Source organism: Sphaerotilus montanus (assembly GCF_013410775.1).
Taxonomy (GTDB): Bacteria; Pseudomonadota; Gammaproteobacteria; order Burkholderiales; family Burkholderiaceae_C; genus Sphaerotilus; species Sphaerotilus montanus.
In genome coordinates, this window is sequence record NZ_JACCFH010000001.1 from 2,881,525 (window position 1) to 2,905,753 (window position 24,229).

Genomic DNA, 24,229 nt, shown 5'->3' on the forward strand with positions numbered 1-24,229 from the left:
TCAATCAGAGAGCCGTTTCATCTCCAACCCCAGGCACCCCGAAGGAACCCAACATGACCATGCAACGCCGCGTCTTCCTGATGACTCTTGCCGCCTCCGGCGCCGTGATCGGCACCGCTGCCCAGGCGCAAGCCATGGTCGACGAGAAGGATCCCGCCGCCGCTGGCCTCGGCTATGTGGCCGACGCCAAGAAGGCCGACGCGAAGAAGTTCCCCAAGTACGCCGCTGGCCAGAACTGCGCCAACTGCGCGCTGTACCAGGGCAAGGCCGGCGACAAGGCCGGCGGCTGCCCGCTGTTCGCCGGCAAGCAGGTGGCAGGCGCCGGCTGGTGCAGCGCCTGGGCCAAGAAGGCCTGATCAGTCGCCTGATCCCGTCCTGATCGACCGCGCAGCGGGTCCGGCCAGCGTGCCGCGACCCGCTGCGTCTTTTTGCGCCACGTCTGTCGCAGAATGGCACCGAACCACCCCGGAGTGCCCATGGCCGATCTGCACGATCTCCCCGCCACCGCGCTGCTGGCCCTCTACCGCCACGGCGATGTCTCGCCGGTGGAAGCCACCCGCGCAGTGCTCGACCACATCGCCCGCTGGGAGCCGCACTTGCGCGCCACCTATGCGCTCGACCCGGACAGCGCGCTGCAGCAGGCGCAAGCCTCCGAAGCGCGCTGGCGCCGCGGCGAGCCCCGCGGTCTGCTCGATGGCGTGCCGGCGATGGTCAAGGAAAACATCGCCACCCGTGGCACCCCGACGCCGCTGGGTACTGCCGCGACCGTGCTGGCGCCCGCCATGGCAGACGCTCCGCCCGCGGCGCGCTTGCGCGAGGCGGGCGCCGTGCTGCTGGGCAAGACGACGATGCCGGACTACGGGATGCTGTCGTCCGGTCTCTCCAGCTTCCACCCGCTGACGCGCAATCCCTGGGACCTGACGAAGAACCCGGGCGGCTCCAGCGCTGGCGCCGGGGCGGGTGCGGCGGCCGGGTACGGACCCCTGCACCTGGGCACGGACATCGGCGGATCGGTCCGCCTGCCGGCGAGCTGGTGCGGGATCTTCACGCTCAAGCCGAGCTTGGGCCGCATCCCGATCCAGCCGCCGTACGCCGGTCGTGTCGCCGGTCCGATGACGCGCACGGTGGCGGACGCGGCCCTGATGATGCGTGTCCTGAGCCAGCCGGACTGGCGCGATGCGACCAGCCTGCCGGCGCAGGACATCGACTGGGACGCGCTGGAGATCGACCCGCGCGGCCTGCGCCTCGGGCTGCAGCTGGACGCGGGCTGGGGCATGGCGCTGGACGGGCAGGTGAGGGCGGTGATCGAGGATGCGGCGCGGCGCTTCGAGTCGGCCGGGGCCATCGTCGAGCCGATGCCCGCATTCATGACCCGCGAGATGGCCGACGGCATGGACCGCTTCTGGCGGATGCGCTCGTGGCTGGACATCTCGGCGCTGCCGGCCGAGCGGCGCGAGCGGGTGCTGCCCTACATCCGCGACTGGGTGGCCAGCGGCGCCGAGCTGAGCGCTGCCCAGGTGTTCCACGGCCACGGCCAGATGGCCGCGATGCGCGACGCGGCGGTGGCGGCGACGCAGCCCTTCGACTTCGTGCTCTCGCCGGTGGCGCCCTGCGTGGCGTTTGCCGCCGAGTGGGCCAGTCCGCTGAACGACCCGCAGCAGCCGTTCGAGCACATCGCCTTCACGCTGCCCTGGAACATGAGCGAACAGCCGGCCGCGTCGGTCAACGCGGGCTGGAACGATGCGGGGCTACCGATCGGGTTGCAGATCGTCGGGCGACGCCACGACGATCTGGGGGTGCTGCGGATGAGCCGGCTGTGGGAGCGGCTGCGCGGTGAGCCGCGCGCATGGCCACGTCCGCCTGCGTGATCCAGCCATGAAAAAGGGTGGCGCCGGGCCACCCTTGAAACGACACGGCAGGTCGTTGTTTCAGCGCTTGAGTGCGTCGCGGATCTCGCGCAGCAGCACGACGTCCTCGGCCGGCGAGGCGGGCGGTGCCGGGGGAGCCGGCGGCTCTTCACGCTTCATGCGGTTCATGGTCTTGACCATCATGAAGATGATGAAGGCCAGGATGATGAAGTTCAGCGCGATGGTGATGAAGTTGCCGTAGGCGAGCACGGCACCGGCCTTCTTGGCCTCGACCAGGGTGGTCGCGGTCTGACCCGCCAGCGGGATGAAGCTGTTGGCAAAGTCCAGGCCGCCGAAGATCTTGCCGACGACCGGCATCACGATGTCGCCGATCAGCGAATCGACGATCTTGCCGAACGCACCGCCGATGATCACACCGACGGCGAGGTCCATCACGTTGCCCTTGAGGGCGAATTCCTTGAACTCACTGGCCATGCTCATGGGGTTTCTCCTGATTTCTGATTAAGCGCCTGACAACATGCCGTTACGCTGGCGTGAAGTATTACCGCCGTAAGTTATCTGTCAAGTCGGAATCTTGTGGTCCAGGCCTGTTGTTTTTGCCCCAGCTTAAGCGCGCCTGCTGTGGGGGAGCCTGTTGCCAGATGTGGAGAACCGGTGTGCCGCTGGGCTAGAATCAGGGGTTGTCCCCATCTCAGACCGGACCTTCTTTTCCCGAGGAATCACATGAGTGACCAGCAAGTCGACCAGGCCAAGCGGACGTGGCTGATCGCGTCGGGCTGCGCCGGCGCTGTCGGCGGTTTAGCGACTGCCGTGCCCTTCGTCAGCACCTTCACACCCTCCGAGCGCGCCAAGGCGGCCGGTGCCGCGGTGGAAGTCGATATCGGTGGCATCAAGCCGGGCGAGAAGCTCACGGCGGAGTGGCGTGGCAAGCCGGTGTGGATCGTGCGCCGCACCCCCGAGCAGCTCGATGCCCTCAAGTCGCTGGATTCGCAGATGGCCGATCCGAACTCGGAGCGCAAGGCCTTCCCGATGCCCGAGTACGCCAAGAATGCCGGGCGTTCGATCAAGCCCGAGTTCCTGGTGGTCGTCGGCATCTGCTCTCACCTGGGCTGCTCGCCGTCGGACAAGTTCCAGTCCGGTCCGCAGCCCTCGCTGCCGGATGACTGGAAGGGCGGCTTCCTGTGCCCCTGCCATGGCTCGACCTTCGACCTCGCTGGCCGTGTCTACAAGAACAAGCCCGCGCCGGACAACCTCGAAGTCCCGCCCCACATGTATTTGTCCGACACCAAGCTGCTCATTGGTGAAGACAAGAAGGCTTGAAGGAACTGAGGTCCAACATGGCTGAATTCAAAGTCGCTCCCCCCGACGCCTCGGCAGGCGAGAAGCTGCTGACGTGGGTCGATAACCGCTTCCCCGCGTCCAAGCTGTACAAGGAGCACCTCTCCGAGTACTACGCGCCGAAGAACTTCAATTTCTGGTATTTCTTCGGCTCGCTGGCGCTGCTGGTGCTGGTGATCCAGATCGTGACCGGGATCTTCCTGGTCATGCACTACAAGCCGGATGCCGCACTGGCGTTCGCCTCGGTCGAGTACATCATGCGCGATGTGCCCTGGGGCTGGCTGATCCGCTACATGCACTCGACGGGCGCATCCGCGTTCTTCGTCGTGGTCTACCTGCACATGTTCCGTGGCCTGCTGTACGGCTCGTACCGCAAGCCGCGCGAACTCGTCTGGGTGTTCGGCTGCGCGATCTTCCTGTGCCTGATGGCCGAAGCGTTCATGGGCTATCTGCTCCCCTGGGGCCAGATGTCCTACTGGGGCGCGCAGGTGATCGTGAACCTGTTCGCTGCCGTGCCCTTCGTCGGTGAAGACCTGGCCCTGCTGATCCGCGGCGACTATGTCGTCGGCGACGCGACCCTGAACCGCTTCTTCAGCTTCCACGTCATCGCCGTGCCGCTGATCCTGCTGGGTCTGGTGGTCGCGCACATCATCGCGCTGCATGAAGTGGGTTCGAACAACCCGGACGGCGTCGAGATCAAGGCCAAGAAGGACCCGAAGACCGGTCACCCGCTCGACGGCATCCCCTTCCATCCGTACTACTCGGTGCACGACCTGCTGGGCGTGACCGTGTTCCTGATGGTGTTCACCGCGATCATCTTCTTCGCGCCTGAATTGGGTGGCTACTTCCTCGAGTACAACAACTTCATCCCGGCCGACCCGTTCAAGACCCCGGCGCACATCGCCCCGGTCTGGTACTTCACGCCGTTCTACTCGATGCTGCGCGCCACGACCGACGACCTCGTCAACGTGCTGTGCGTGATCATCGGTCTGGCAGCGGTGCTGGCCGTGCTCAAGGGCCTGATCCCGGGCAAGGCCAAGCTGGCGGTGCTGGTCGGTGCCGTGGTGGCGGTCGCACTGCTCAAGACCTTCGACGCGAAGTTCTGGGGTGTGGTCGTGATGGGCGGTGCCGTGATCATCCTGTTCTTCCTGCCCTGGCTGGACTACAGCCCGGCCAAGTCGATCCGCTACCGTCCCGACTGGCACAAGTACCTGTACGGTGTCTTCGTGGTGTTCTTCTTCGTGCTCGGCTACCTGGGCATTCAACCGCCGTCGTTTGTCGGCACGCTGATCGCCCAGGTCGGCACGCTGTTCTACTTCGGCTTCTTCCTGCTGATGCCGTGGTGGTCGCAGATCGGCAAGTTCAAGCCGGTTCCCGACCGCGTGACCTTCCAGCCGCACTGATGCCTGCCCACGGACACGGAGCCCCGACAACCATGAAAAAGTTCATTGCTTCCCTGCTCGTTGCGGCATCGGCCTGTCTGGCCGTGCTTTCACCGGCACAAGCCAGCACCGACGGCATCGCCTGGGACAAGTTCCCGGTCGAGAAACTGACCGACACCACGGCGCTGCAGCGCGGCGCCAAGCTGTTCGTCAACTACTGCCTGAACTGCCACTCCGCTGCGTTCATGCGCTACAACCGCCTGCGCGACATCGGTCTGACCGAAGAGCAGATCAAGACCAACCTGATGTTCGCCACCGACAAGGTGGGTGACACGATGGCTGTCGCGATCGATCCTCGCCAGGCCAAGGACTGGCTGGGTGCTGCACCGCCGGACCTGACCGTGATCGCCCGCTCGCGGGCGGGTGCCAACGGCACGGGTGCAGACTACCTGTACACCTACCTGCGCACCTACTACCGCGACGAGACCAAGGCGACGGGCTGGAACAACCTGGCCTTCCCGCTGGTGGCGATGCCGCACGTGCTGTGGGAACTGCAGGGCGAGCGCCGCGCGGTCTTCGAGGAAGTGGCCGATCCGCACGATGCTGCCAAGAAGACCCACGTCTTCAAGAACTTCGAGCAGATCAAGCCGGGTCAGCTGTCCGCGCAGGATTACGACAGCGCGGTGGGCGACCTGGTGGCCTACCTGCAGTGGATGGGCGAGCCGGCACAGGGTTACCGCACCAAGCTGGGTGTCTGGGTCCTGCTGTTCCTGGGTCTGTTCACCGTGATTGCGTGGCGCCTGAACGCTGCGTTCTGGAAGGACGTCAAGTGATGTCCTGACGCCGCGCCCCGTCACGGGCCGGCGTCTGCCGCGCAGAGGTGCTTGAACGCCTCTGCGCGATTTTCTTTTTCCGAGACCGGATCACAGGGCTGTCCTGTGGTCTCTCTCCCTGATACGCCAAGGAGCGATCCCAGCCATGATGGTGCTTTACTCCGGGACGACCTGCCCCTACTCGCATCGCTGCCGTTTCGTCCTGTTCGAAAAGGGCATGGACTTCGAGATCCGCGACGTCGATCTGTACGCGAAGCCGGAAGACATCGCGCTGATGAACCCGTACAACGAGGTGCCGATCCTCGTCGAACGCGAACTCATCCTGTACGAATCGCACATCATCAACGAGTACATCGACGAGCGCTTCCCGCACCCGCAGCTCATGCCGGGTGACCCGGTCGCGCGGGCCCGCGTGCGCCTGTTCCTCTTCAACTTCGAGAAGGAACTGTTCACCCACGTGAACACGCTCGAGAACCGCAGCGGTGGCAAGCCCACCGACAAGGAACTCGACAAGGCCCGCTCGCAGATCCGTGACCGCCTGACGCAGCTCGCGCCGATCTTCCAGAAGAACCGCTACATGCTGGGCGACGACTTCTCGATGCTCGACGTGGCGATCGCGCCGCTGCTGTGGCGCCTGGACTACTACGGCATCGAGCTGTCGAAGAACGCGGCGCCGCTGCTGAAGTACGCCGAGCGCATCTTCTCGCGCCCGGCTTACATCGAAGCACTGACGCCGTCCGAAAAGGTGATGCGCAAGTAAGCGCAGACCGCCGATCCGCTGTTCACGCACGCCGCCATCTGCCATGTCCATCGATTCTGATTCCCAGGGCACGTCCACGCGGCCCTACCTCGTGCGGGCCCTGCACGACTGGTGCACCGACAACGGCTTCACGCCGCTGCTGGCGGTGCACGTCGACGAATCGGTGCGTGTGCCGATGGAGTTCGTCAAGAACAACGAGATCGTGCTGAACGTCAGCTTCGATGCGACCAGCGGTCTGCGTCTGGGCAACGAGTTCATCGACTTCAAGGCACGCTTCGGCGGCATTCCGCGTGACATCGCGGTCCCGATCGACCACGTGATCGCCATCTATGCCCGTGAAAACGGGCAGGGCATGGCGTTTCCGGTGCCGACCGAGCCGTCGACGCTGAGCAACAGTGCCGATGTCGCTGCATCGGCCCCGCCGGCTCCTGCCGCGACGGGGCTGCGTCTGGCCAGCGAACCGACGGTGGCCAGGCCGGACGGCGACGAACAACCTCCACCGCCGTCGGCCCCGCCGGCTGGCGGACGGCCGTCACTCAAGCGCATCAAGTGACGCAAGAGGCGCGGGTTTTTCATTACAATTCGCACCCCGTGCCGACTTAGCTCAGTTGGTAGAGCAACTGTCTTGTAAACAGTAGGTCATCCGTTCGATTCGGATAGTCGGCACCACGGTCTCTCCATGTCCCCCGCCATCCCTGTGACCCCGCCACGGCGCCCTGCGTGGCAGCGCGTGCTGTGGTTGATGGCCGGCGGAACCAGCCTCCTGCTCGGCATCGCCGGGATCTTCCTGCCGCTGCTGCCCACCACACCGTTCGTGCTGCTGGCGGCCGCCTGCTTTTCGCGTGGCAGCACCCGCTGCGAAGCCTGGCTGCTCGGCCACCCCCGCTTCGGCCCGATGGTGCGGGACTGGCGCCAGCACCGCGCCGTGCCGCTGCGGGCCAAGCAGCTGGCACTGGTGATGATGGCCATCGGCTCGGTCACGGCCGCGTTCACGCTGCCGCGTCTGCAGTGGCTGCCGGCGCTGTGCTGCACGGCCGTGGCATGGTGGCTCTGGCACCTGCCGACCCGCGAGACCCTGCCGCAGCCTCAGGACGAAGGCGCCTCGTCGTCCGGGAACAGCGGCAAGGTCTGACGCATCGACGTCGGCTCCTCGGTTGGCGTGGCACTGGCGCCCTGCGCTGCTGATCGGCTGCCCGGTGCCGGGCGCGCACCGGCCTTCGACAGCCCGCCGACCCGCACCCCCAGCAGCCGCAGCCGCCGGCTCAGATCGACCCGTTTCAGGCACAGCCCGCCCGCCCGCCGGATCGCCTCGGCCTGCGCGGTGGGCGCGGGCAGCGTCAGATCCCGCGTGACGCTGCGGAAATCGTCGAAGCGCAGCTTGATGCCGATGGTGCGGCCGACGTAGCCCTTGCGCTGCAGGTCGCCGGCCACCTGCTCGCACAGCCGGGTGAAGATCGCGCCGAGCGCGGCCTTGTCGTGGCGGGCGTGCAGGTCGCGCTCGAAGGTGGTTTCGCGGCTCATGGAGACCGGCTCGCTGTGCGTGACCACCGGCCGGTCGTCCAGCCCCTGCGCGGCCTGGTGCATCCACAGGCCGTGGTTGCGCCCGAAGTGGGTGACGAGCCAGTCCGGCGCGCAGGCCGCGAGTTCGCCGATGGTGTGCACGCCCAGCGCGTCCAGCTGCGCACCCGCTTTCGGCCCGATCCCGTTGATGCGGCGCACCGGCAGCGGCCAGATGCGGGTCGGCACATCGTCCGCCATCACCACCGTCAGCCCGTCCGGCTTGTCGAGGTCGCTGCAGATCTTGGCCAGCAGCTTGTTCGGCGCCAGCCCGATCGAGCACGACAGGCCGGTGGCGCGGCGCACGTTGTTCTTGATGTCCTGCGCGAGTGCGCGTGCACCGCCGAGCGGGTCGTGGCCGACGGCGTCGCGCACGCGGGGCAGGTGGGTCAGCTCGATGTAGATTTCGTCGATGCCGCGGTCTTCGATGTCGGGCGCCATCTCCGCCACCGCCGCCTTGAACGCCCGCGACAGGCGGCGGTACTCGTCGAAGTCGGCCGGCAGCAGCACCGCCTGTGGCGCGAGTGCAGCGGCCTTCATCAGCCCCATGCCGGAGTGGATGCCGCGGGCCCGGGCCTCGTAGGTGGCGGTGGTGACGACGCCGCGGCCGGTGTAGTCGCCCAGGCGCGGCCAGTCGCCGGCGTACTCGGCGGCGCGGTGCCGGCTGCCGCCGACCACGACCATCTGCCCGCGCAGTTCCGGCCGGCGCAGCAGTTCGACCGACGCGTAGAAGGCGTCCATGTCGAGGTGGGCTACAAGGCGGGGCAGCGGGGCAGGGGCGGGCATCGCGGGAATTGTGAGGGCTGGCGCGAGGGCTCCGCAGTTTGTCGCAGACGCTGTTCAGCCGCGTCCCTAGAATGCGGCCATGATCTCTCGCGAACCCACCCTCGAACGCCTGGCCACTGCGCGCCAGTTGCTGCTGGACCCGTTTGGCCTGACCGAGGCCAGCCTGACCCGGGCGCTCAACACCATCTCGGCGCACCGCGTCGACGATGCGGACCTGTACTTCCAGTACACCCGCAGCGAGGGCTGGAGCCTGGAGGAGGGCATCGTCAAGAGCGGCAGCTTCAGCATCGACCAGGGCGTCGGCGTGCGGGCCGTGGCGGGCGAGAAGACGGCGTTTGCCTACTCGGACGACATCTCCGAAGCCGCGCTGCTGGACGCCGCACGCACCGTGCGCACCATCGCCGCCGCCGGCCAGAGCCGCCGCGTGAAGATCGACACCCCGCAGCAGATCGCTGCCAGCCGCAGCCTCTACGCCGGCATGGACCCGATCGCCTCGCTCGACAGCGTGCAGAAGGTCGCGCTGCTGGAGCGGGTCGAGAAGATGGCGCGGGCCAAGGATCCGCGCGTCGTGCAGGTCATGGCCGGCATGGCGGGCGAGTACGACGTGGTGATGGTCGCCCGCGCCGATGGCACGCTGGCCGCCGATGTGCGCCCGCTGGTGCGCGTGTCGATCACCGTGATCGCCGAGCAGAACGGGCGGCGCGAGGTCGGCTCGGCCGGTGGTGGCGGCCGCTTCGGTTTTGGCTACTTCACGGACGCGCTGCTGCAGCAGTACGTCGACCAGGCGGTGCACGCCGCGCTGACGAATCTGGACAGCCGCCCGGCGCCGGCCGGCGAGATGACGGTGGTGCTCGGCTCGGGCTGGCCCGGCATCCTGCTGCACGAAGCCGTCGGCCACGGGCTGGAAGGCGACTTCAACCGCAAGGGATCGAGCACCTTCTCCGGCCGCATCGGCGAGCGCGTCGCGGCCAAGGGCGTCACCGTGCTGGACGACGGCACCATCGCCGACCGGCGTGGTTCGCTCAACATCGACGACGAAGGCCACGCCAGCCAGAAGAACGTGCTGATCGAGGACGGCATCCTCAAGGGCTACATCCAGGATGCGATGAACGCCCGCCTGATGAAGACCGCGCCCACCGGCAACGGCCGCCGCGAGAGCTACGCCCATGTGCCGATGCCGCGCATGACCAACACCTACATGCTGGCCGGCGACAAGACCCCCGAGGAAATCATCGCGTCGATCGACCGTGGCCTCTACGCCAGCAACTTCGGTGGTGGGCAAGTGGACATCACCAGCGGCAAGTTCGTGTTCTCGGCCAGCGAGGCCTACTGGGTCGAGAAGGGCAAGATCCTGTACCCGGTCAAGGGCGCGACGCTGATCGGCAACGGCCCGGACGCGATGAACCGCGTGTCGATGATCGGCAACGACCTGGCGCTCGACTCCGGCGTGGGCACCTGCGGCAAGGACGGCCAGAGCGTGCCGGTCGGTGTCGGCCAGCCCACACTGCGCATCGACGGGCTGACCGTTGGTGGCACGGCCTGAGCAACGGGCTTGACGCCGCCCGGTACAGCCCCCTACATTTGACGTCTATGCAGCGCACCACCGTGTTTTTTAGCTACTTTTGGATCTCGCACCGCCCGGCGGATGGAGAGGCCAACGCGTAGCTGAACAGCCCGCAAGCGCTCCCAGACAACCGCCGGAACCCCCGGCGGTTTTTTTTTGCCCCCAGACAACCCCGACGTCCACGACGACCCCGACCATGAACGCCACCACCGCCGCCCCGACCGACTCCTGGTACCCGCCTGCCGACCGCACCTCGCAGACCGACGACGAAAGGATCCAGGACGTGACCCCCTTGCCCCCGCCCGAGCACCTCATCCGCTTCTTCCCGATCCGCGGGACGCCGGTCGAGCAACTGATTGGCAGCACCCGCCAGTCCATCCGCGACATCATGCAAGGCCGCGACGACCGGCTGCTGGTGGTGATCGGCCCGTGCTCCATCCACGACCCGGTCGCGGCCCTGGACTACGCCCGCCGCCTGAAGCCGCTGCGCGAGCAGTACAAGGACACGCTCGAAATCGTCATGCGCGTGTACTTCGAGAAGCCGCGCACGACGGTGGGCTGGAAGGGCCTGATCAACGACCCCTACCTCGACGAGAGCTACCGCATCGACGAGGGCCTGCGCATCGCGCGCCAGCTGCTGGTGGAGATCAACCGCCTGGGCGTGCCCGCGGGCAGCGAGTTCCTCGACGTGATCTCGCCGCAGTACATCGGTGACCTGATCGCCTGGGGCGCCATCGGTGCACGCACCACGGAGAGCCAGGTCCACCGCGAACTGGCCTCGGGCATCTCGGCGCCGATCGGCTTCAAGAACGGCACGGACGGCAATCTGCGCATCGCCACCGACGCCATCCAGGCCGCGGGCCGCCCGCACCACTTCCTGTCGGTGCACAAGAATGGCCAGGTCGCCATCGTCGAGACCAAGGGCAACACCGACTGCCACGTCATCCTGCGCGGCGGCAAGGCGCCCAACTACGACGCAGCCAGTGTCGCCGCCGCCGTGCGCGACCTCGACGCCGCCAAGCTGCCGGCCACGCTGATGGTCGACTGCAGCCACGCCAACAGCAGCAAGCAGCATGAGCGCCAGATCGCGGTCGCCCGCGACATCGCCGACCAGGTGGCTGGTGGTAGCCGCAGCGTGTTCGGCGTGATGGTGGAAAGCCACCTCCAGGCCGGTGCGCAGAAGTTCAGCGCCGGCAAGGACGATCCGTCGAAGCTCGAATACGGCCGCTCCATCACCGATGCCTGCATCGGCTGGGATGATTCAGAGCAAGTTCTGGCGATCCTCGACCAGGCGGTGAAGGCACGCCGCGGCTGAGCGCGCTAGGATGGAAACGGTTGCGTGGCCCCCTGGCGGCCACACTTTGGAGAATGCACCATGCACCACGAGATGACCGTTTCCTTCGGCCCGGACCGCGAGTTCCGCCTCTCGGTCGAGTCGACGATGGGCGCCGACGACGCGCGGCGCTGGCTTGACGAGCAGTTCCTCGACTTCGACTGCGAGCCGCTGCGGGCCTCCGGCAAGGTGCTCGTGGCCGACAAGCTGCTGGCCATTGCCGACGCGGCGGGTCCGGACGCGTTCGCGGCCGGAGATGCCTGGACACGGCGCTTCGCCGAAGCGGCCGGCGCAGCCACGGCCCGCGCCACGGTCCACATCGATGTCGCCGGGCGGACGCTCAACTACTGAGCACGTCCGGCGGCAGCCTCATTCGGCGTTGCGCAGCAGGCGCTCGCTGCGCCAGTAGACGTCATCACCGCCCAGGCCATCCAGATTGGCGCGGTTCAGCACCCGTGCCAGCACGAACAGCAGGTCCGACAGCCGGTTCAGATACTGGCGCGGCGCGGCGTTGACGGCGCTCGGGTCCTGCGCGGTCAGGGTCACCACGGCGCGCTCGGCCCGGCGGGCGATCGTGCGGGCCACGTGGGCCAGCGCGGCGCTGCGGGTACCGGCTGGCAGGATGAACTCCTCCAGGCGGGGCAGGGTGGCGTTGTGCGTCGCCAGCGCCTCGTCCAGCCGCAGCACGGCCTCGTCCTTGAGCAGCGTGTAGCCGGGGATGCACAGCTCGCCGCCCAGGTTGAACAGCTCGTGCTGGACCACCACCAGCAGTTCGCGCACCTCGTCGGGCAGCGGCTCGGCCAGCAGCACGCCGAGTTGCGAGTTGAGTTCGTCCACGTCGCCCATCGCCGAGATGCGCAGGTGGTCCTTGGGCACGCGGGTGCCGTCGCCGAGGCCGGTGGTGCCGTCGTCGCCGGTGCGGGTGCTGATCTGAGTGAGTCGATGTCCCATGTCGACATCGTAGCGCCCCGTCTCCCGCGGCCGCTTGCAACCGGCACAATACCGCCACACTCGAACCGCCTGAACATGACCACAGTCCACGACCTGAACGACGCCGAAATCGGCGAACTCGACGACCTGCTCGCCGCCATCCCCCAGCCGCTCGATGCGCTGGACGTGGTGATGCTGGACGGCTACCTCTGCGGCGTGCTGTCGCAGCCGGTCGCCATCGACATCGCCGACTGGCTGCCGCCGGCCTGCGACTGGAACCTGGGCGAGGGTGGGCAGGTGCTGACGCCCGACACGCCGGGCTGGCACGCGGCCAAGCACGAGCGCCTGATGGCCCTGGCCCAGCGCCGCCACGACGCCATCCACCGCGCGATGGTCGAGGACGAATGGTTCGATCCCATCGTCATGCAGCCGCTCGACGAGAACGACCAGCCGCTGACCGGCCGTGCCGAGATCGAAGGGGCCCTGGCGCCGTGGGTGACGGGCTTCGAGCATGCGCTGAACCACTTCCCCGCACTGGAAGAGCTGGGCCACGCCGACCTGTCCGACCTGCTGGCCTGCCTGCGCCGTCACCTGCCGGAGCAGACCGAGGACGAACAGGCCTACACCAAGGCGCTGGATCAGGAGCAGCCGCTCAAGTCACTGGATGCCGCGATCGAGGATCTGGTCTCCACCGTCATCGATCTGGCCACCATCGGCCGGACGCAGCGCCTGAAGGTGCCGACCGTGCGCCGTGGCATGCCCAAGGTGGGCCGCAACGAGCCCTGTCCCTGCGGCAGTGGCCGCAAGTACAAGCTGTGCCACGGGCGAGATCAAAGTTGACTTGTGTCAACGGCAGCCTGACCGCGGGCTGACAGACTCGGTACCATTCCTTTGAAGGAGATCCCGCCATGAAGATTCTTGTTGCCGTTGATGGCAGTGAATTCACCCGCCGGATGGTGGCCTACTGGGCGGCGCACGACGAATGGCTCGGGCCGCAGCACACCTACACCGTGCTCACGGTGGTGCCGCCGATTCCGCCGAGGGCGGCTGCGGTGCTCGACCGCGAGCTGCTGCACTCGTACTACGCGGACGAGGGCGAGAAGGTCTTCCACCCGATCCGCACGTTCCTGGACAAGCAGGGACTCAAGGCCACGTTTCTGAGCAAGACCGGCCACATCGCGGACACCATCAGCAAGACCGCGACCGAAGGACACTTCGATCTGCTGGTGATGGGCTCGCACGGCCATTCGGAGCTGGCCAATCTGGTGCTCGGCTCGGTGGCCACCCGGGTGATGGCGCACTGCAAGACCCCGGTGCTGCTGGTGCGCTGAGGCCGCGCACGCCAGGCCGCTGCCCGATCAGCGTTTGGTGGAGGGGGCCTTGGCGGGTGCGGGATGGGCGGCAGGGCGGGTCGCGGATTCGCCCTGGGGGTCCATGCTCATGTCCAGACCGAAGGCGGTGCCGTAGTCGGCGAAATCCTCGGCCTTGCGCCGCGCTGCGGCGCGTCGGGACCGGCCTGCGAACCAGGTCGACCAGTGGAACCAGCTGCTCAGCGTGCGTCGTTCGGCCATCATTGTCATTCTCCCGCTGCCGGCCCGGGTACCCTCATCCCCCGCGCCTCTCCCAGAGTTTCCAGGCCGTGTCGCGGGCCGCCGTGGTCATTCACGTTGCGGGCCGGCCCGTCCCGAATCGACACGAAAGCGTGCTTGCGTGTGCAGCTGCGCGTGTGCCAGAACCGGGAAACCTGTAGCTCTTGCGACACAGTGTAGCGACCGGTCCGTGACGTCCAGCGCCATGTAACCCCTCTCGTCACTGCGGGCGTGCAGGATGTCCGCATTGCTGCGGCGAATCAGCGACATGAGGGATTCCGGCAATCCGGCCGTGGTGATCGACGAGGTCACGAACTCGCTGGCCACCACGGGCGTGCGTGGATCGTCCGGGTTGGCGCGCAGCCGTGCCGCGACATGGCGGTGCACGTCGCCGCCGAGGAACACCACGTTCTGCAGCTGGTGGGTGGCGATGTGCTCCAGAAGCCGCGTGCGTGCCGCGGGGTAGCCGTCCCAGCCGTCGCTGTAGACCAGCTTCCTGCCGTCCGGGCCGGGCAGGCCCCAGGGACTCATCTGCGTGCTCTGGCCGATCAGCTTCCAGCGGCCGGTGGCGCTGCGCAGACCGTCCTGCAGCCAGCGTTCCTGGTCGGCGCCCAGCACCGTGCCTTGGTTGTCGGCGAGGGCGTGGCAATGCCAGCGCACGTGGCCGCCCGCCACTCCCGGGGCATTGCAGGCCTGCGGGCTGCGGTACTGCCGCCCGTCGAGCATCCAGAGGTCCGCCAGTCGCCCCCAGCGGAAGCGGTCGTGCATGCGCACACCCGTGGCACCCGGCAACTGGTCCGGGGCGAGCGGCTGGTGTTCGAAGTAGGCCTGGTAGGCGGCGGTGCGCATCCGCAGGAACTCCTGTGGCGATCCGGTCTCCTCGTCGCCGAACACGCCGGCGTAGTCGTTGCGCACCTCGTGGTCGTCCCAGGCGAGGATCCACGGATGGGCGGCGTGGCAGGCCTGCAGGTCCGGGTCGCGCTTGTAGGTCACGTGGCGGGCGCGGAACTCGTCGAGCGTGCAGGGCTCCTCGGCCTCGTGCGCACGCAGGAGAAACCGCCTGTTGCTGGAGTCGTAGATGTAGTCCCCGACGAAGACCACGGCGTCCAGATCCTGTCCGGCGATTTCCCGGTGTGCCGTGAACCAGCCCTGCTCGTAGTGCTGGCAGGACGCCAGCGCCAGGCGCAGACGGTCGACGTCGGCGTTCTCGGCCGGCGCGGTGCGGGTGCGACCGACCGGGCTGGCCACACCCCCGGCCAGAAACCGGTAGCAATAGCGCCGTGCCGGCTGCAGGTGCTCCACCAGCACCCGCACGCTGTGCGCCTGGGCGGGATCGGCCAGCACGGTGCCGCTGCGGACGATGCGGGCGAAGTTGTCGTCGTCCGCCACCTGCCAGGTGACCGGGATCAGCGCCGGTGGCAGTTCGGCGCCGGCTTGTCCCGGATCGGCCATGAGCCGTGTCCACAGGACCACGCTGCGCGGACGCGGCTGGCCGCTGGCGACACCGAGCGCGAACGGGTCGCTCTCGAAGCGCGGATTGGCGAGGCGCGTCAGGCCCGCATTCGGGGCGGACAGCACCCGCTGTGCGGCCAGCAGGGCGGCCCAGCGGCTCAGGCTGGCGAGGGTGGAGCGTCGAGACAGGTGCATGGGCGAGGGGGAGGCTGCAGAGTCCGCAACGGCGGGCGTACATGATTTTTTCAATTTTGAACTATGGCGATGATCGATTTGGTTTGAATGGTGTTGGGGTCAGATGAACTCAAGATCGGATCAAATCAATGGAAATGGCCTTGCTGGTGCTCAGGATTTCCATTTGTGATGGATTACCACATTAACTTCCACCGTCGTGGGGATGTGCGCGGGGAGGTGTGTTCCGTACAGTACGAACCAGTTGCTGTCACGCGGTGTATCTGGAAGTACAGAAATCTGAAGCCGGCGAGACGCGAGTTCGAACAAAAAAACAATCGAACCCGCTCCCGGTGCCCAGTTCCCAACGGCGTTCTTCACGGAACGTCTATCGACCCACCCCTAACCGGGTGGGTTTTTTTTGTCCATCGTCTGCCGAAGGTGCCCGACCAGCGCGAGCACCGTGCGCGGCACATGCGGGCTGTACGGGCGCAGGGCATACAGATGCCCGCCAAAGGCGCCCACGCTGCGCCAGTCCGGCAGCACCTCCACCACGTCGCCCGCCGCCAGGGCCGCCTCGGCGCTGAAGTCCGGCAGCAGCGCGATGCCCAGCCCCGCCGCGGCCGCCTCGCGCAGCACCTCGCTGTTGTTGGCGCTGAACGGCCCGCGCACGGCCACGGTGACATGGCTGGCCTGCACGCCCGCGGCGGCCTGCGCTTCGCGGAACTGCCAGGTCGGCGCGTCGCCGGGGCGGACGTAGTGCAGGCAGTCGTGCTGCGCCAGCTCGGACGGGTGCTGCGGCGTGCCGCGTTCGGCCAGATAGCCGCGGGTGGCCACCAGCAGCGCCCGCGTGTCCGCCAGCCGCCAGGCCACATGTGTCTCGGGCGGATGTTCGGTGTGGCGGATCGCCAGGTCGAAGCCCTCCTGCGCCAGCGAGGTCAGCCGGTCCGACAGGTTCAGCTCCAGCCGCACCTCCGGATACGCGCGCAGAAAGGCCGGCAGGTGCGGCACCACCGTCTGCCGCCCCAGCGCCACCGGCATCGTCACGCGCAGCAGGCCGCGGGGCTGCGCCGCCAGATCCTTGACGCCCGAGAACCCGCGCTCGATCTGCTCGAAGGCGCTGCGCGTGCTGTCGACGAGCTGCTGGCCGGCTTCGGTGAGGCGCACGCTGCGGGTCGTGCGCTGCACCAGCGGCACGCCGGCGGCGCGCTCCAGCTCGCTGATGCGCTGGCTCATCGCCGCCTTGCTCACGCCCAGCCGTTGCGCGGCGGCGGTGTAGCTACCCAGGTCGCCGAGCACGGTGAGCCAGTGGACGTGGGACCAGAGGTGGTCGATGCGGCGGGTGTCCATCGGGGGCTTTCGTGGGTCCGGCGTTGGTCCGGCTTTGTTCCGGGTTTCTGCGGAGGATTGTTCGTCTGGCTGAACAGTGTATCCAGCGACCCGGTCTGGTCACGCGCCGGGTGTGTGCCTAGACTGTGCTGCATCCTGTCCAGAACACCCGCCGGAGACCCCCTCATGACCCAGCCCTACACCGACACCCGCGACATCGGCCACTACATCCACGGCGAGCGCGTCGCCAGCACCAGCGGCCGCGCGCAAGCCGTCTACAACCCCGCCACCGGCGCTGTCGCCCGGCAGGTCGCGCTGGCCAGCGTGGACGAGGTGAACGCCGCGGTCGCGTCGGCCAAGGCAGCGTTTCCGGCGTGGTCCGAGACGCCGCCGATCCGCCGCGCGCGGGTGATGAACAACTTCCTCGCGCTGCTGAACGAACACCGCGACGAACTCGCCGCGATGATCACCGCCGAACACGGCAAGGTCTTCACCGACGCGATCGGCGAAGTCAGCCGCGGCATCGATATCGTCGAGTTCGCCTGCGGCATCCCGCAGTTGCTGAAGGGCGACTACACCGACCAGGTCTCGACCGGCATCGACAACTGGACGATGCGCCAGTCGCTGGGCGTGGTGGCCGGCATCACGCCGTTCAACTTCCCGTGCATGGTGCCGTGCTGGATGTTCCCGGTGGCGATCGCCTGCGGGAACAGCTTCATCCTGAAGCCGAGCGAGCGTGACCCGAGCCCGAGCCTGTTCATGGCTGAGCTGCTGAAGAAGGCCGGGTTGCCGGATGGGGTGTTCAACGTCGTGCAGGGCGACAAGCTCGCGGTGGACACGCTGCTGACGCACCCGGACGTGAAGGCGGTCAGCTTCGTCGGCTCGACGCCGATCGCGCAGTACATCTACGAGACGGGCGCGCACCACGGCAAGCGCGTGCAGGCGCTCGGCGGCGCGAAGAACCACATGGTCGTGATGCCCGATGCGGATGTCGATCAGGTGGTGGACGCGCTGATCGGCGCGGCGTATGGCTCGGCGGGCGAGCGGTGCATGGCGATCTCGGTGGCGGTGCTGGTGGGCGACATCGCCGACAAGGTCGTGCCGCTGGTGGCCGAGCGTGCCAAGGCGCTGAAGATCAAGAACGGCATGGAACTCGACGCCGAGATGGGGCCGATCGTCACGGCAGTGGCGCGGGACCGGATCGAGGGCTACATCGGCATCGGGGTGGAGGAGGGCGCGCAGCTCGTCGTCGATGGGCGCGGCTTCCGGCCGGCGGGGTTCGAGGACGGGTTCTGGACGGGCGGCACGCTGTTCGACCACGTCACGCCGGAGATGCGCATCTACAAGGAAGAGATCTTCGGCCCGGTGCTGGCCTGCGTGCGCGTGGCCGATTTCGCCACGGCGGTCGATCTGGTCAACGCCCACGAGTTCGGGAATGGGGTGGCCTGCTACACCAGCGATGGTGGCGTGGCGCGCGAGTTCGCGCGGCGCATCCAGGTGGGCATGGTCGGCATCAACGTGCCGATCCCGGTGCCGATGGCGTGGCACGGGTTTGGGGGCTGGAAGAAGAGCCTGTTTGGCGACATGCACGCCTATGGGGAAGAGGGCGTGCGGTTCTATACCAAGCAGAAGTCGGTGATGCAGCGGTGGCCGGCGAGTATTGCGAAGGGCGCGGAATTCGTGATGCCGACGGCGAAGTGATGCGCGGGCGGTAGCGCTGGCGAGTGGGTCGGCGCTGACAAGGCGGCCGAGGGGCGTGGGCTCCTCGGCCGTTTTTGCATTTTCGTGATGAAATTCGCGATTTGAGGTGGTGTTGCCGATAGGCGATGGGACTTTGGATTGGCATTATGGAGTACTGACTGGTGGCGTGATTTTTTACGTCAGCAGTGCATAATTTCAGTTGGGCCATACAGACATGAAACCATGCGGTGCAGAGAAAATAATAAAATTCAAAACGACTTAAAAACAAACTAATGTTGAGTTAAATATTAGTGAGCTGATTGGTTTGGGGGATCTAAATTTTATTGGGTCTCGGGAAAAATCGTAAATTAATAGGTGAGTCAAATGACAACCCCGGCAAGTCCATTTATTGAAACAGTCGCAATTGCAAGAATTGCATCTCCTTTGCTTAAGGATATATACGAAAATGCAAAAGATGGAGCAAAAAAAGCTCTCGCAAAATGGAATACTATAAGCTACAGTAAAAAATTCGAAAAATTAGTGAAAAATATTGACGAAGTGAAAACAATTTGGAGTCCGGGTGAAAGCGTCTCGTTGCGTAGTTTCTACCATCTGGCAAAAATCAGGAATAAAAAGAGTATATGTCCTGTTGCTGCTATTTCTGATCTTGGGGCGGGGAATGTTGTTATTCAAGGTATAGTGGGGCAGGGTAAATCAATGCTCCTACGGTACCTATCGATCCAAGAGGTTATAAAAAAGGAAAATGGGAGATTGCCAATATTTTTGGAACTAAGAAAGTTGACGCCGAAAATCAACCTTAATCTGGCTATATCAAATTACTTTAGGGAGATTGATATAAATCTGAGTAGTGAGGTTTTTGAGTATTTGGCAAATTCTGGGAAAATTGTTTTATTGTTGGATGGGTTTGATGAATTAGATCCCGCGATAGCCAAAGAAGCTTCATTAGATATAGAGCATCTGTCAAAAAAACACCCAGAACTGCAATTTATTGTATCTTCTAGGCCTGACAATGAAATTCAAAAAATCAATCAATTCCGTGTTGTTGAAATAGCCACGCTGTCGCAGAAAGACCAAGGACCATTTCTTCGCGCGTTGGGAGTGGATGCCTCAAAATCAGCGGAGATAATGCGTGCCATAAAGGATAGCCCAAGCAACATTACGGAGCTTATCAATACGCCTTTGATGTTAACTCTAGTGGTATTTGTTTATCAGTCGGAGAGCAATATACCTGACGAGCTTCCGGAATTTTTTGAACGTCTTTTTCATACTGTTTTTACGCGTCACGATGGATTAAAGGATTGTTTTAAGAGGCAGCATCATTCTGGCTTATCCGAAAGAAGACTCCAAAGTCTGTTCGAAGCATTTTCATTTATGGCTCAGCAGGGAGGGCAGAAGCGAACATTAAATAGATCTCAGTTCAACGAATGTTTTGACCTGGCTTTAGATTACACGGATGGATGTTTTTGTGATGAATCAAATTTCAGAAAAGACATCACAAGAGTTGCTTGTTTAATGATGGAGGAGGGTATTGATGATATTACTTTCCTTCATAAATCAATAGCTGAGTATTATTCGGCTGCATTTATTAAGAATTCGGATGATAAGTTTGCGATTAAATTCTACAAGGAGGCATCTAAGAATTGGCATTACTGGCACGAGACACTTAATTTCCTTTCGGCTATCGACTCATTTAGGTTTTCACGTTATTTCGCAAAGCCAAATCTAATAAATGCAATTGAAATAATAAAGCCTCTTATGGGTACTGTGACAGAGGTGGAGCTTTGTAAAAAATTACCGCCTTTTTTGAGTAAAGCTACCGCGGTGTTTGAGAAAATTAAGGGAAAATATGAATTAACAAATTTCGGTCCCATATTAATGCCGCCGAACATGTATCTATTGAGGGTTGCTAATGAGATGCATGAGCTAATCGATTTCTCCTGGGTCTTGACTGAATCAGAGGCCCAGGCATTGCTTGATGGTGAAATGCAGATTTCACTCAATGGTGACAGTATTGAAGTCCCGTTCGGATGTGCTTTAATGAGGTGGTCAAAAAAGTCATTTGACCAGTACCTGGATACTCTTGAGGAGTCGTTTTTGAAAAATATTTCGTTGGCGGAAAAAACGTCATTAAAAATGACAGAGCGTCCTAAAATATTTTCCAAAAGAAAGCTGAGTGCGGGTGCAATTCGTATCAAATAGAACACAAGCCGTGCTGTCGGTGCTGGTTATTTCGTGCGGGACTTGTGAAGCCAGCCCTAAGGGATCGCAGTGAATTAACGCCAACGAAGTAAATGCAGAATTCCTTCACTGATACTAAAATCGCCCTACCTATCGAAGCCCAGGTGGACTACACAGTATTTTCTGAAGAGCTAGAACTAATTGGCCTTCCCGAGCCGCGCTCTGAATTTTTTCATCGACTTAGTTCGGCTTGGATTATTGCCTATCACCGACAGTCTGGAAGACCCATTCGCCCAACTGAAATGTGGTCGAACGGCTTCGGATTCCTTGTGGACCTTGAAGGGGCTGACCATGGCGATGGTCGTGGACCTCAACCTCCCGGGGTTTATATGCGTACTTTTGCGGCTTATGGGCTATCGAAGCCGAGCGGCGCGTCTCGCCGCAACGAAGACCTACGGGCACTTCTAGAAACCGGCCCTGCAGCCCTGAACCTGGTCTGAGCCTGCACAAATCCAGCTCAGACGAGCAGTGGATGACGGCGGCGAGCCCCTGTCCCCACCGTCGCGGTACCCCGCGACGGGGTTTTGCCCCTCACGCGGGCTGTGCGGACGGACCTGCGCTCTTGACCAGCCACACCAGCCTGCGTGCGTTGTAGGCCGCGCACTGCAGCGTGATCGCCAGCGCATTGCGCGCCAGCGTCATCGCCCGCACGCACTTGCCGCCCTGCTGGCTCAGCGCCGCAAAGACGTGCTCGACCCGCGCCCGCGTGCGGTTGATCGTCTTGTTGCGCTGCTTGAGTCGAACCTTGGCCGTCTGCCCTGGCTTGGCGCGACGTGCGATGCCGTCGGCCAGTCCGTGCTGCTGCAGCGTCTGGCGGTTGGCCGCGCTGTCGTAGCCCCGGTCGGCCAGCAGCCGCTTGCGCGTATTCGCCACCTGCAGCACGTCGGGCAGTTGCTGTCCGTCGTCGGCGTTGGCCGCCGTGATCTTCATCTGGCGGATCAGCTTGTAGCGTGCGTCCACGTTGCCGTGCAGCTTGTAGCCGTAGTACGACTTGCCGTGCTTTTGCGTCCAGCGCGCGTCCCGGTCGGTGTGCGCCAGGCGCTTCTTGCTCCAGCCCTCGGGCGCCTCCCCCTTGTTCAGCGCCTCGCGCTCCCGGGCGTTGGCCTGCGTGATCGGCGCCTGCACGATGCTGGCGTCCACGATCTGCCCGCCCCTCGGGATGAAGCCGTGCCGCTGCAACTGCTGGCTCAACGCCTCGAAAATCGCCCGGCCTCCCAGCCCGCCTTCGGCCAGCCGCTGCCGGAAGTTCCACAGCGTGCGCGCGTCCGGAATGTTCAGCGCGCCGTCCAGCCGGCAGAACCGCTGGAAGCTCAGCCTGTCCAGCACCTGGTGCTCGCACTGCTCGTCCGACAGGTTGTACAGCCCTTGCAGGAACACCATGCGCACCAGCGCCTCGGTCGGGTACGGCGGGCGTCCGCCCTTGCTGCGGTCAGCGCGAGGGCAAGCCTTGTCCACCGCCGAGGCCATCGCCGCGAAGTCGATCAGTTCGTCCATCGCCGCCAGCGTCTGCACGTAGCCCTCCAGCTTGGCCTTGCGCTGCTGCACCACGAACAGGTCGTCCGCGGCCTCCTCAGGAAAGAAGCTCGATGGCTTGGTGCGGGGCGTGATCATGGGGCGGCATCTTGCCGCAGCGCGCGGCTCAGGTGGCGGTCAGGGTCGGTTTCTAGAAGTGCCCCTACGCCTCAGGGGATGGATGGGCAAGACTGAACAAGTCTCTGGCGCAGAAAGAGACAAAGGTCATTTCATCGCCCACTCCATCGGCGGAGCCGTGGTGGGAGGAGAAAACAATGTATTTCTCCAGCGCAGAGACCTAAACCGAGGTTGGTCGGACGCAGGTAAAATATTCCGAAAGATGGAGGCCAACGCGCAAGCAAATCCGGGTGCGCTCATTTTCCATCGTGCCATCTACGTCAAAGAGTCGACAACCCCTGATTTTCTCGAAGTCGGCCTTTGTATTCCCGGTGCAACTCTCCAAGTCGAAGTATTCGACAATCGGGATTGAAGGTGAATAGCCTCGTGTCTTGAGCTGTACATCGAACAAGCTCCATCGAGCATCGGCCGCAGACCATGAAAAAACAAAGATCCCGCCTGCTCCTCGCCGCCGCCATCACCGCCACCATCGCCCTCGGCCTAGCCTCCCGCAAATACCCAGCCTTGTTCCCCACGATCTTCGAAAAATACCCCGGCGACGCCCTCTGGGCACAAATGGTGTACTGGCTCGTCGCCTTCGGGCACTTCTAGAAACCGACCCTGACCGCCGCCTGAGCCGCGCGCTGCGGCAAGATACCGCCCCATGATCACACCCCGCACCAAGCCATCGAGCTTCTTTCCTGAGGAGGCCGCGGACGACCTGTTCGTGGTGCAGCAGCGCAAGGCCAAGCTGGAGGGCTACGTACAGACGCTGGCGGCGATGGACGAACTGATCGACTTCGCAGCGATGGCCGCGGCGGTGGACAAGGCCTGCCCTCGCGCTGACCGCAGCAAGGGCGGACGCCCGCCGTACCCGACCGAGGCGCTGGTGCGCATGGTGTTCCTGCAAGGGCTGTACAACCTGTCGGACGAGCAGTGCGAGCACCAGGTGCTGGACAGGATGAGCTTCCAGCGGTTCTGCCGGCTGGACGGCGCGCTGAACATTCCGGACGCACGCACGCTGTGGAACTTCCGGCAGCGGCTGGCCGAAGGCGGGCTGGGAGGCCGGGCGATTTTCGAGGCGTTGAGCCAGCAGTTGCAGCGGCACGGCTTCATCCCGAGGGGCGGGCAGATCGTGGACGCCAGCATCGTGCAGGCGCCGATCACGCAGGCCAACGCCCGGGAGCGCGATGCGCTGAACAAGGGGGAGGCGCCCGAGGGCTGGAGCAAGAAGCGCCTGGCGCACACCGACCGGGACGCGCGCTGGACGCAAAAGCACGGCAAGTCGTACTACGGCTACAAGCTGCACGGCAACGTGGACGCACGCTACAAGCTGATCCGCCAGATGAAGATCACGGCGGCCAACGCCGACGACGGACAGCAACTGCCCGACGTGCTGCAGGTGGCGAACACGCGCAAGCGGCTGCTGGCCGACCGGGGCTACGACAGCGCGGCCAACCGTCAGACGCTGCAGCAGCACGGACTGGCCGACGGCATCGCGCGTCGCGCCAAGCCAGGGCAGACGGCCAAGGTTCGACTCAAGCAGCGCAACAAGACGATCAACCGCACGCGGGCGCGGGTCGAGCACGTGTTCGCGGCGCTGAGCCAGCAGGGCGGCAAGTGCGTGCGGGCGATGACGCTGGCGCGCAATGCGCTGGCGATCACGCTGCAGTGCGCGGCCTACAACGCGCGCAGGCTGGTGTGGCTGGTCAAGAGCGCAGGTCCGTCCGCACAGCCCGCGTGAGGGGAAAAACCCCGTCGCGGGGCAC

At 64.6% G+C, this 24,229-nt stretch carries 25 protein-coding genes and 1 tRNA gene; 19 read left to right on the forward strand and 7 right to left on the reverse strand.

Features of this window, described 5'->3' with window-relative positions:
* The first annotated feature begins 53 nt into the window (after positions 1-53).
* Entirely contained in the window at positions 54-356 is a 303-nt protein-coding gene (locus BDD16_RS13175) for a high-potential iron-sulfur protein (RefSeq protein ID WP_179634369.1), read from the forward strand.
* Positions 357-476: 120 nt separating this feature from the next.
* Positions 477-1,868 (forward strand): amidase, encoded by a 1,392-nt coding sequence (locus BDD16_RS13180; protein WP_179634370.1) that lies wholly within the window; start codon positions 477-479, stop codon positions 1,866-1,868.
* A 60-nt stretch (positions 1,869-1,928) separates the two neighbouring features.
* Here BDD16_RS13180 and mscL read toward each other — a convergent pair whose 3' ends face one another.
* Positions 1,929-2,348, reverse strand: a complete 420-nt coding sequence (gene mscL / locus BDD16_RS13185) for a large conductance mechanosensitive channel protein MscL (protein WP_310732875.1) — start codon at positions 2,346-2,348, stop codon at positions 1,929-1,931.
* A 243-nt stretch (positions 2,349-2,591) separates the two neighbouring features.
* On the opposite strand from mscL, the gene petA reads away from it, so the two are divergent.
* The 7 genes from petA to BDD16_RS13220 all read left to right on the forward strand — a co-directional run bounded on the left by petA (position 2,592) and on the right by BDD16_RS13220 (position 7,313).
* Positions 2,592-3,188, forward strand: a complete 597-nt coding sequence (petA, locus tag BDD16_RS13190; protein WP_179634371.1) for a ubiquinol-cytochrome c reductase iron-sulfur subunit — start codon at positions 2,592-2,594, stop codon at positions 3,186-3,188.
* 17 nt (positions 3,189-3,205) lie between these two features.
* Positions 3,206-4,609, forward strand: a complete 1,404-nt coding sequence (locus tag BDD16_RS13195) for a cytochrome b (protein ID WP_179634372.1) — start codon at positions 3,206-3,208, stop codon at positions 4,607-4,609.
* A 32-nt stretch (positions 4,610-4,641) separates the two neighbouring features.
* Positions 4,642-5,421: a cytochrome c1 gene (locus BDD16_RS13200; RefSeq protein ID WP_179634373.1), complete on the forward strand. Its 780-nt coding sequence runs from the start codon at positions 4,642-4,644 to the stop codon at positions 5,419-5,421.
* A gap of 145 nt (positions 5,422-5,566) precedes the next feature.
* The gene (locus BDD16_RS13205) at positions 5,567-6,181 is read left to right on the forward strand and encodes a glutathione S-transferase N-terminal domain-containing protein (protein WP_179634374.1); all 615 of its coding nucleotides are present in this window, start codon (positions 5,567-5,569) and stop codon (positions 6,179-6,181) included.
* Positions 6,182-6,224: 43 nt separating this feature from the next.
* Positions 6,225-6,734 (forward strand): ClpXP protease specificity-enhancing factor, encoded by a 510-nt coding sequence (locus BDD16_RS13210; RefSeq protein ID WP_179634375.1) that lies wholly within the window; start codon positions 6,225-6,227, stop codon positions 6,732-6,734.
* A gap of 40 nt (positions 6,735-6,774) precedes the next feature.
* Positions 6,775-6,850 (forward strand) — tRNA-Thr (locus BDD16_RS13215).
* Between the two features lie 10 nt (positions 6,851-6,860).
* Entirely contained in the window at positions 6,861-7,313 is a 453-nt protein-coding gene (locus BDD16_RS13220) for a YbaN family protein (protein WP_179634376.1), read from the forward strand.
* Here BDD16_RS13220 and dinB read toward each other — a convergent pair.
* Positions 7,268-8,524, reverse strand: coding sequence for a DNA polymerase IV (dinB, locus tag BDD16_RS13225; protein ID WP_179634377.1), 1,257 nt, complete (start codon positions 8,522-8,524; stop codon positions 7,268-7,270). The genes BDD16_RS13220 and dinB overlap by 46 nt on opposite strands.
* Positions 8,525-8,603: 79 nt before the next feature.
* On the opposite strand from dinB, the gene tldD reads away from it, so the two are divergent.
* The 3 genes from tldD to BDD16_RS13240 all read left to right on the forward strand — a co-directional run bounded on the left by tldD (position 8,604) and on the right by BDD16_RS13240 (position 11,772).
* Positions 8,604-10,067: a metalloprotease TldD gene (gene tldD / locus BDD16_RS13230; protein WP_179634378.1), complete on the forward strand. Its 1,464-nt coding sequence runs from the start codon at positions 8,604-8,606 to the stop codon at positions 10,065-10,067.
* A gap of 217 nt (positions 10,068-10,284) precedes the next feature.
* Complete coding sequence (locus tag BDD16_RS13235) at positions 10,285-11,403, forward strand: 3-deoxy-7-phosphoheptulonate synthase (RefSeq protein WP_179634379.1); 1,119 nt, start codon at positions 10,285-10,287, stop codon at positions 11,401-11,403.
* Positions 11,404-11,463: 60 nt separating this feature from the next.
* Positions 11,464-11,772: a hypothetical protein gene (locus tag BDD16_RS13240; protein WP_179634380.1), complete on the forward strand. Its 309-nt coding sequence runs from the start codon at positions 11,464-11,466 to the stop codon at positions 11,770-11,772.
* An 18-nt stretch (positions 11,773-11,790) separates the two neighbouring features.
* Here BDD16_RS13240 and BDD16_RS13245 read toward each other — a convergent pair whose 3' ends face one another.
* Complete coding sequence (locus tag BDD16_RS13245; RefSeq protein ID WP_179634381.1) at positions 11,791-12,372, reverse strand: cob(I)yrinic acid a,c-diamide adenosyltransferase; 582 nt, start codon at positions 12,370-12,372, stop codon at positions 11,791-11,793.
* A 75-nt stretch (positions 12,373-12,447) separates the two neighbouring features.
* On the opposite strand from BDD16_RS13245, the gene BDD16_RS13250 reads away from it, so the two are divergent.
* Positions 12,448-13,191 carry a YecA/YgfB family protein gene (locus BDD16_RS13250; protein ID WP_179634382.1) on the forward strand — a complete coding sequence of 248 codons (744 nt, stop codon included), beginning with the start codon at positions 12,448-12,450 and terminating at the stop codon, positions 13,189-13,191.
* A gap of 68 nt (positions 13,192-13,259) precedes the next feature.
* A complete protein-coding gene (locus BDD16_RS13255; RefSeq protein ID WP_179634383.1) occupies positions 13,260-13,682 on the forward strand; it encodes a universal stress protein in 423 nt (140 codons plus the stop codon).
* Between the two features lie 27 nt (positions 13,683-13,709).
* Here BDD16_RS13255 and BDD16_RS13260 read toward each other — a convergent pair whose 3' ends face one another.
* The 3 genes from BDD16_RS13260 to BDD16_RS13270 form a co-directional block, all read right to left on the reverse strand.
* The gene (locus BDD16_RS13260) at positions 13,710-13,922 is read right to left on the reverse strand and encodes a hypothetical protein (protein WP_179634384.1); all 213 of its coding nucleotides are present in this window, start codon (positions 13,920-13,922) and stop codon (positions 13,710-13,712) included.
* An 87-nt stretch (positions 13,923-14,009) separates the two neighbouring features.
* A complete protein-coding gene (locus tag BDD16_RS13265) occupies positions 14,010-15,587 on the reverse strand; it encodes an alkaline phosphatase D family protein (RefSeq protein WP_179634385.1) in 1,578 nt (525 codons plus the stop codon).
* A 378-nt stretch (positions 15,588-15,965) separates the two neighbouring features.
* Positions 15,966-16,913, reverse strand: coding sequence for a LysR family transcriptional regulator (locus BDD16_RS13270; RefSeq protein ID WP_179634386.1), 948 nt, complete (start codon positions 16,911-16,913; stop codon positions 15,966-15,968).
* Between the two features lie 165 nt (positions 16,914-17,078).
* Between BDD16_RS13270 and BDD16_RS13275 the strand changes: the two genes are divergently transcribed.
* Entirely contained in the window at positions 17,079-18,593 is a 1,515-nt protein-coding gene (locus BDD16_RS13275) for a CoA-acylating methylmalonate-semialdehyde dehydrogenase (RefSeq protein WP_179634387.1), read from the forward strand.
* 363 nt (positions 18,594-18,956) lie between these two features.
* Positions 18,957-20,792, forward strand: coding sequence for an NACHT domain-containing protein (locus BDD16_RS13280; protein WP_179634388.1), 1,836 nt, complete (start codon positions 18,957-18,959; stop codon positions 20,790-20,792).
* A gap of 570 nt (positions 20,793-21,362) precedes the next feature.
* Here BDD16_RS13280 and BDD16_RS13285 read toward each other — a convergent pair.
* Positions 21,363-22,442, reverse strand: coding sequence for an IS5 family transposase (locus tag BDD16_RS13285; protein WP_179632875.1), 1,080 nt, complete (start codon positions 22,440-22,442; stop codon positions 21,363-21,365).
* Between the two features lie 82 nt (positions 22,443-22,524).
* Between BDD16_RS13285 and BDD16_RS13290 the strand changes: the two genes are divergently transcribed.
* The 3 genes from BDD16_RS13290 (at position 22,525) to BDD16_RS13300 (ending at position 24,204) form a co-directional block, all read left to right on the forward strand.
* The gene (locus tag BDD16_RS13290) at positions 22,525-22,833 is read left to right on the forward strand and encodes a hypothetical protein (protein ID WP_179634389.1); all 309 of its coding nucleotides are present in this window, start codon (positions 22,525-22,527) and stop codon (positions 22,831-22,833) included.
* Between the two features lie 65 nt (positions 22,834-22,898).
* A complete protein-coding gene (locus tag BDD16_RS13295; RefSeq protein ID WP_179634390.1) occupies positions 22,899-23,072 on the forward strand; it encodes a hypothetical protein in 174 nt (57 codons plus the stop codon).
* A gap of 52 nt (positions 23,073-23,124) precedes the next feature.
* Complete coding sequence (locus BDD16_RS13300; RefSeq protein WP_179632624.1) at positions 23,125-24,204, forward strand: IS5 family transposase; 1,080 nt, start codon at positions 23,125-23,127, stop codon at positions 24,202-24,204.
* Positions 24,205-24,229: the final 25 nt, after the last annotated feature.

What these genes read in the sequence shown, in the direction of transcription:
- BDD16_RS13175 (WP_179634369.1), top strand. Translation starts at nt 54, where the DNA reads ATGACCATGCAACGCCGCGTCTTCCTGATGACTCTTGCCGCCTCCGGC.
- BDD16_RS13180 (WP_179634370.1), top strand. Translation starts at nt 477, where the DNA reads ATGGCCGATCTGCACGATCTCCCCGCCACCGCGCTGCTGGCCCTCTAC.
- mscL (WP_310732875.1), bottom strand. Translation starts at nt 2,348, where the DNA reads ATGAGCATGGCCAGTGAGTTCAAGGAATTCGCCCTCAAGGGCAACGTG.
- petA (WP_179634371.1), top strand. Translation starts at nt 2,592, where the DNA reads ATGAGTGACCAGCAAGTCGACCAGGCCAAGCGGACGTGGCTGATCGCG.
- BDD16_RS13195 (WP_179634372.1), top strand. Translation starts at nt 3,206, where the DNA reads ATGGCTGAATTCAAAGTCGCTCCCCCCGACGCCTCGGCAGGCGAGAAG.
- BDD16_RS13200 (WP_179634373.1), top strand. Translation starts at nt 4,642, where the DNA reads ATGAAAAAGTTCATTGCTTCCCTGCTCGTTGCGGCATCGGCCTGTCTG.
- BDD16_RS13205 (WP_179634374.1), top strand. Translation starts at nt 5,567, where the DNA reads ATGATGGTGCTTTACTCCGGGACGACCTGCCCCTACTCGCATCGCTGC.
- BDD16_RS13210 (WP_179634375.1), top strand. Translation starts at nt 6,225, where the DNA reads ATGTCCATCGATTCTGATTCCCAGGGCACGTCCACGCGGCCCTACCTC.
- BDD16_RS13220 (WP_179634376.1), top strand. Translation starts at nt 6,861, where the DNA reads ATGTCCCCCGCCATCCCTGTGACCCCGCCACGGCGCCCTGCGTGGCAG.
- dinB (WP_179634377.1), bottom strand. Translation starts at nt 8,524, where the DNA reads ATGCCCGCCCCTGCCCCGCTGCCCCGCCTTGTAGCCCACCTCGACATG.
- tldD (WP_179634378.1), top strand. Translation starts at nt 8,604, where the DNA reads ATGATCTCTCGCGAACCCACCCTCGAACGCCTGGCCACTGCGCGCCAG.
- BDD16_RS13235 (WP_179634379.1), top strand. Translation starts at nt 10,285, where the DNA reads ATGAACGCCACCACCGCCGCCCCGACCGACTCCTGGTACCCGCCTGCC.
- BDD16_RS13240 (WP_179634380.1), top strand. Translation starts at nt 11,464, where the DNA reads ATGCACCACGAGATGACCGTTTCCTTCGGCCCGGACCGCGAGTTCCGC.
- BDD16_RS13245 (WP_179634381.1), bottom strand. Translation starts at nt 12,372, where the DNA reads ATGGGACATCGACTCACTCAGATCAGCACCCGCACCGGCGACGACGGC.
- BDD16_RS13250 (WP_179634382.1), top strand. Translation starts at nt 12,448, where the DNA reads ATGACCACAGTCCACGACCTGAACGACGCCGAAATCGGCGAACTCGAC.
- BDD16_RS13255 (WP_179634383.1), top strand. Translation starts at nt 13,260, where the DNA reads ATGAAGATTCTTGTTGCCGTTGATGGCAGTGAATTCACCCGCCGGATG.
- BDD16_RS13260 (WP_179634384.1), bottom strand. Translation starts at nt 13,922, where the DNA reads ATGGCCGAACGACGCACGCTGAGCAGCTGGTTCCACTGGTCGACCTGG.
- BDD16_RS13265 (WP_179634385.1), bottom strand. Translation starts at nt 15,587, where the DNA reads ATGCACCTGTCTCGACGCTCCACCCTCGCCAGCCTGAGCCGCTGGGCC.
- BDD16_RS13270 (WP_179634386.1), bottom strand. Translation starts at nt 16,913, where the DNA reads ATGGACACCCGCCGCATCGACCACCTCTGGTCCCACGTCCACTGGCTC.
- BDD16_RS13275 (WP_179634387.1), top strand. Translation starts at nt 17,079, where the DNA reads ATGACCCAGCCCTACACCGACACCCGCGACATCGGCCACTACATCCAC.
- BDD16_RS13280 (WP_179634388.1), top strand. Translation starts at nt 18,957, where the DNA reads ATGACAACCCCGGCAAGTCCATTTATTGAAACAGTCGCAATTGCAAGA.
- BDD16_RS13285 (WP_179632875.1), bottom strand. Translation starts at nt 22,442, where the DNA reads ATGATCACGCCCCGCACCAAGCCATCGAGCTTCTTTCCTGAGGAGGCC.
- BDD16_RS13290 (WP_179634389.1), top strand. Translation starts at nt 22,525, where the DNA reads ATGGGCAAGACTGAACAAGTCTCTGGCGCAGAAAGAGACAAAGGTCAT.
- BDD16_RS13295 (WP_179634390.1), top strand. Translation starts at nt 22,899, where the DNA reads ATGAAAAAACAAAGATCCCGCCTGCTCCTCGCCGCCGCCATCACCGCC.
- BDD16_RS13300 (WP_179632624.1), top strand. Translation starts at nt 23,125, where the DNA reads ATGATCACACCCCGCACCAAGCCATCGAGCTTCTTTCCTGAGGAGGCC.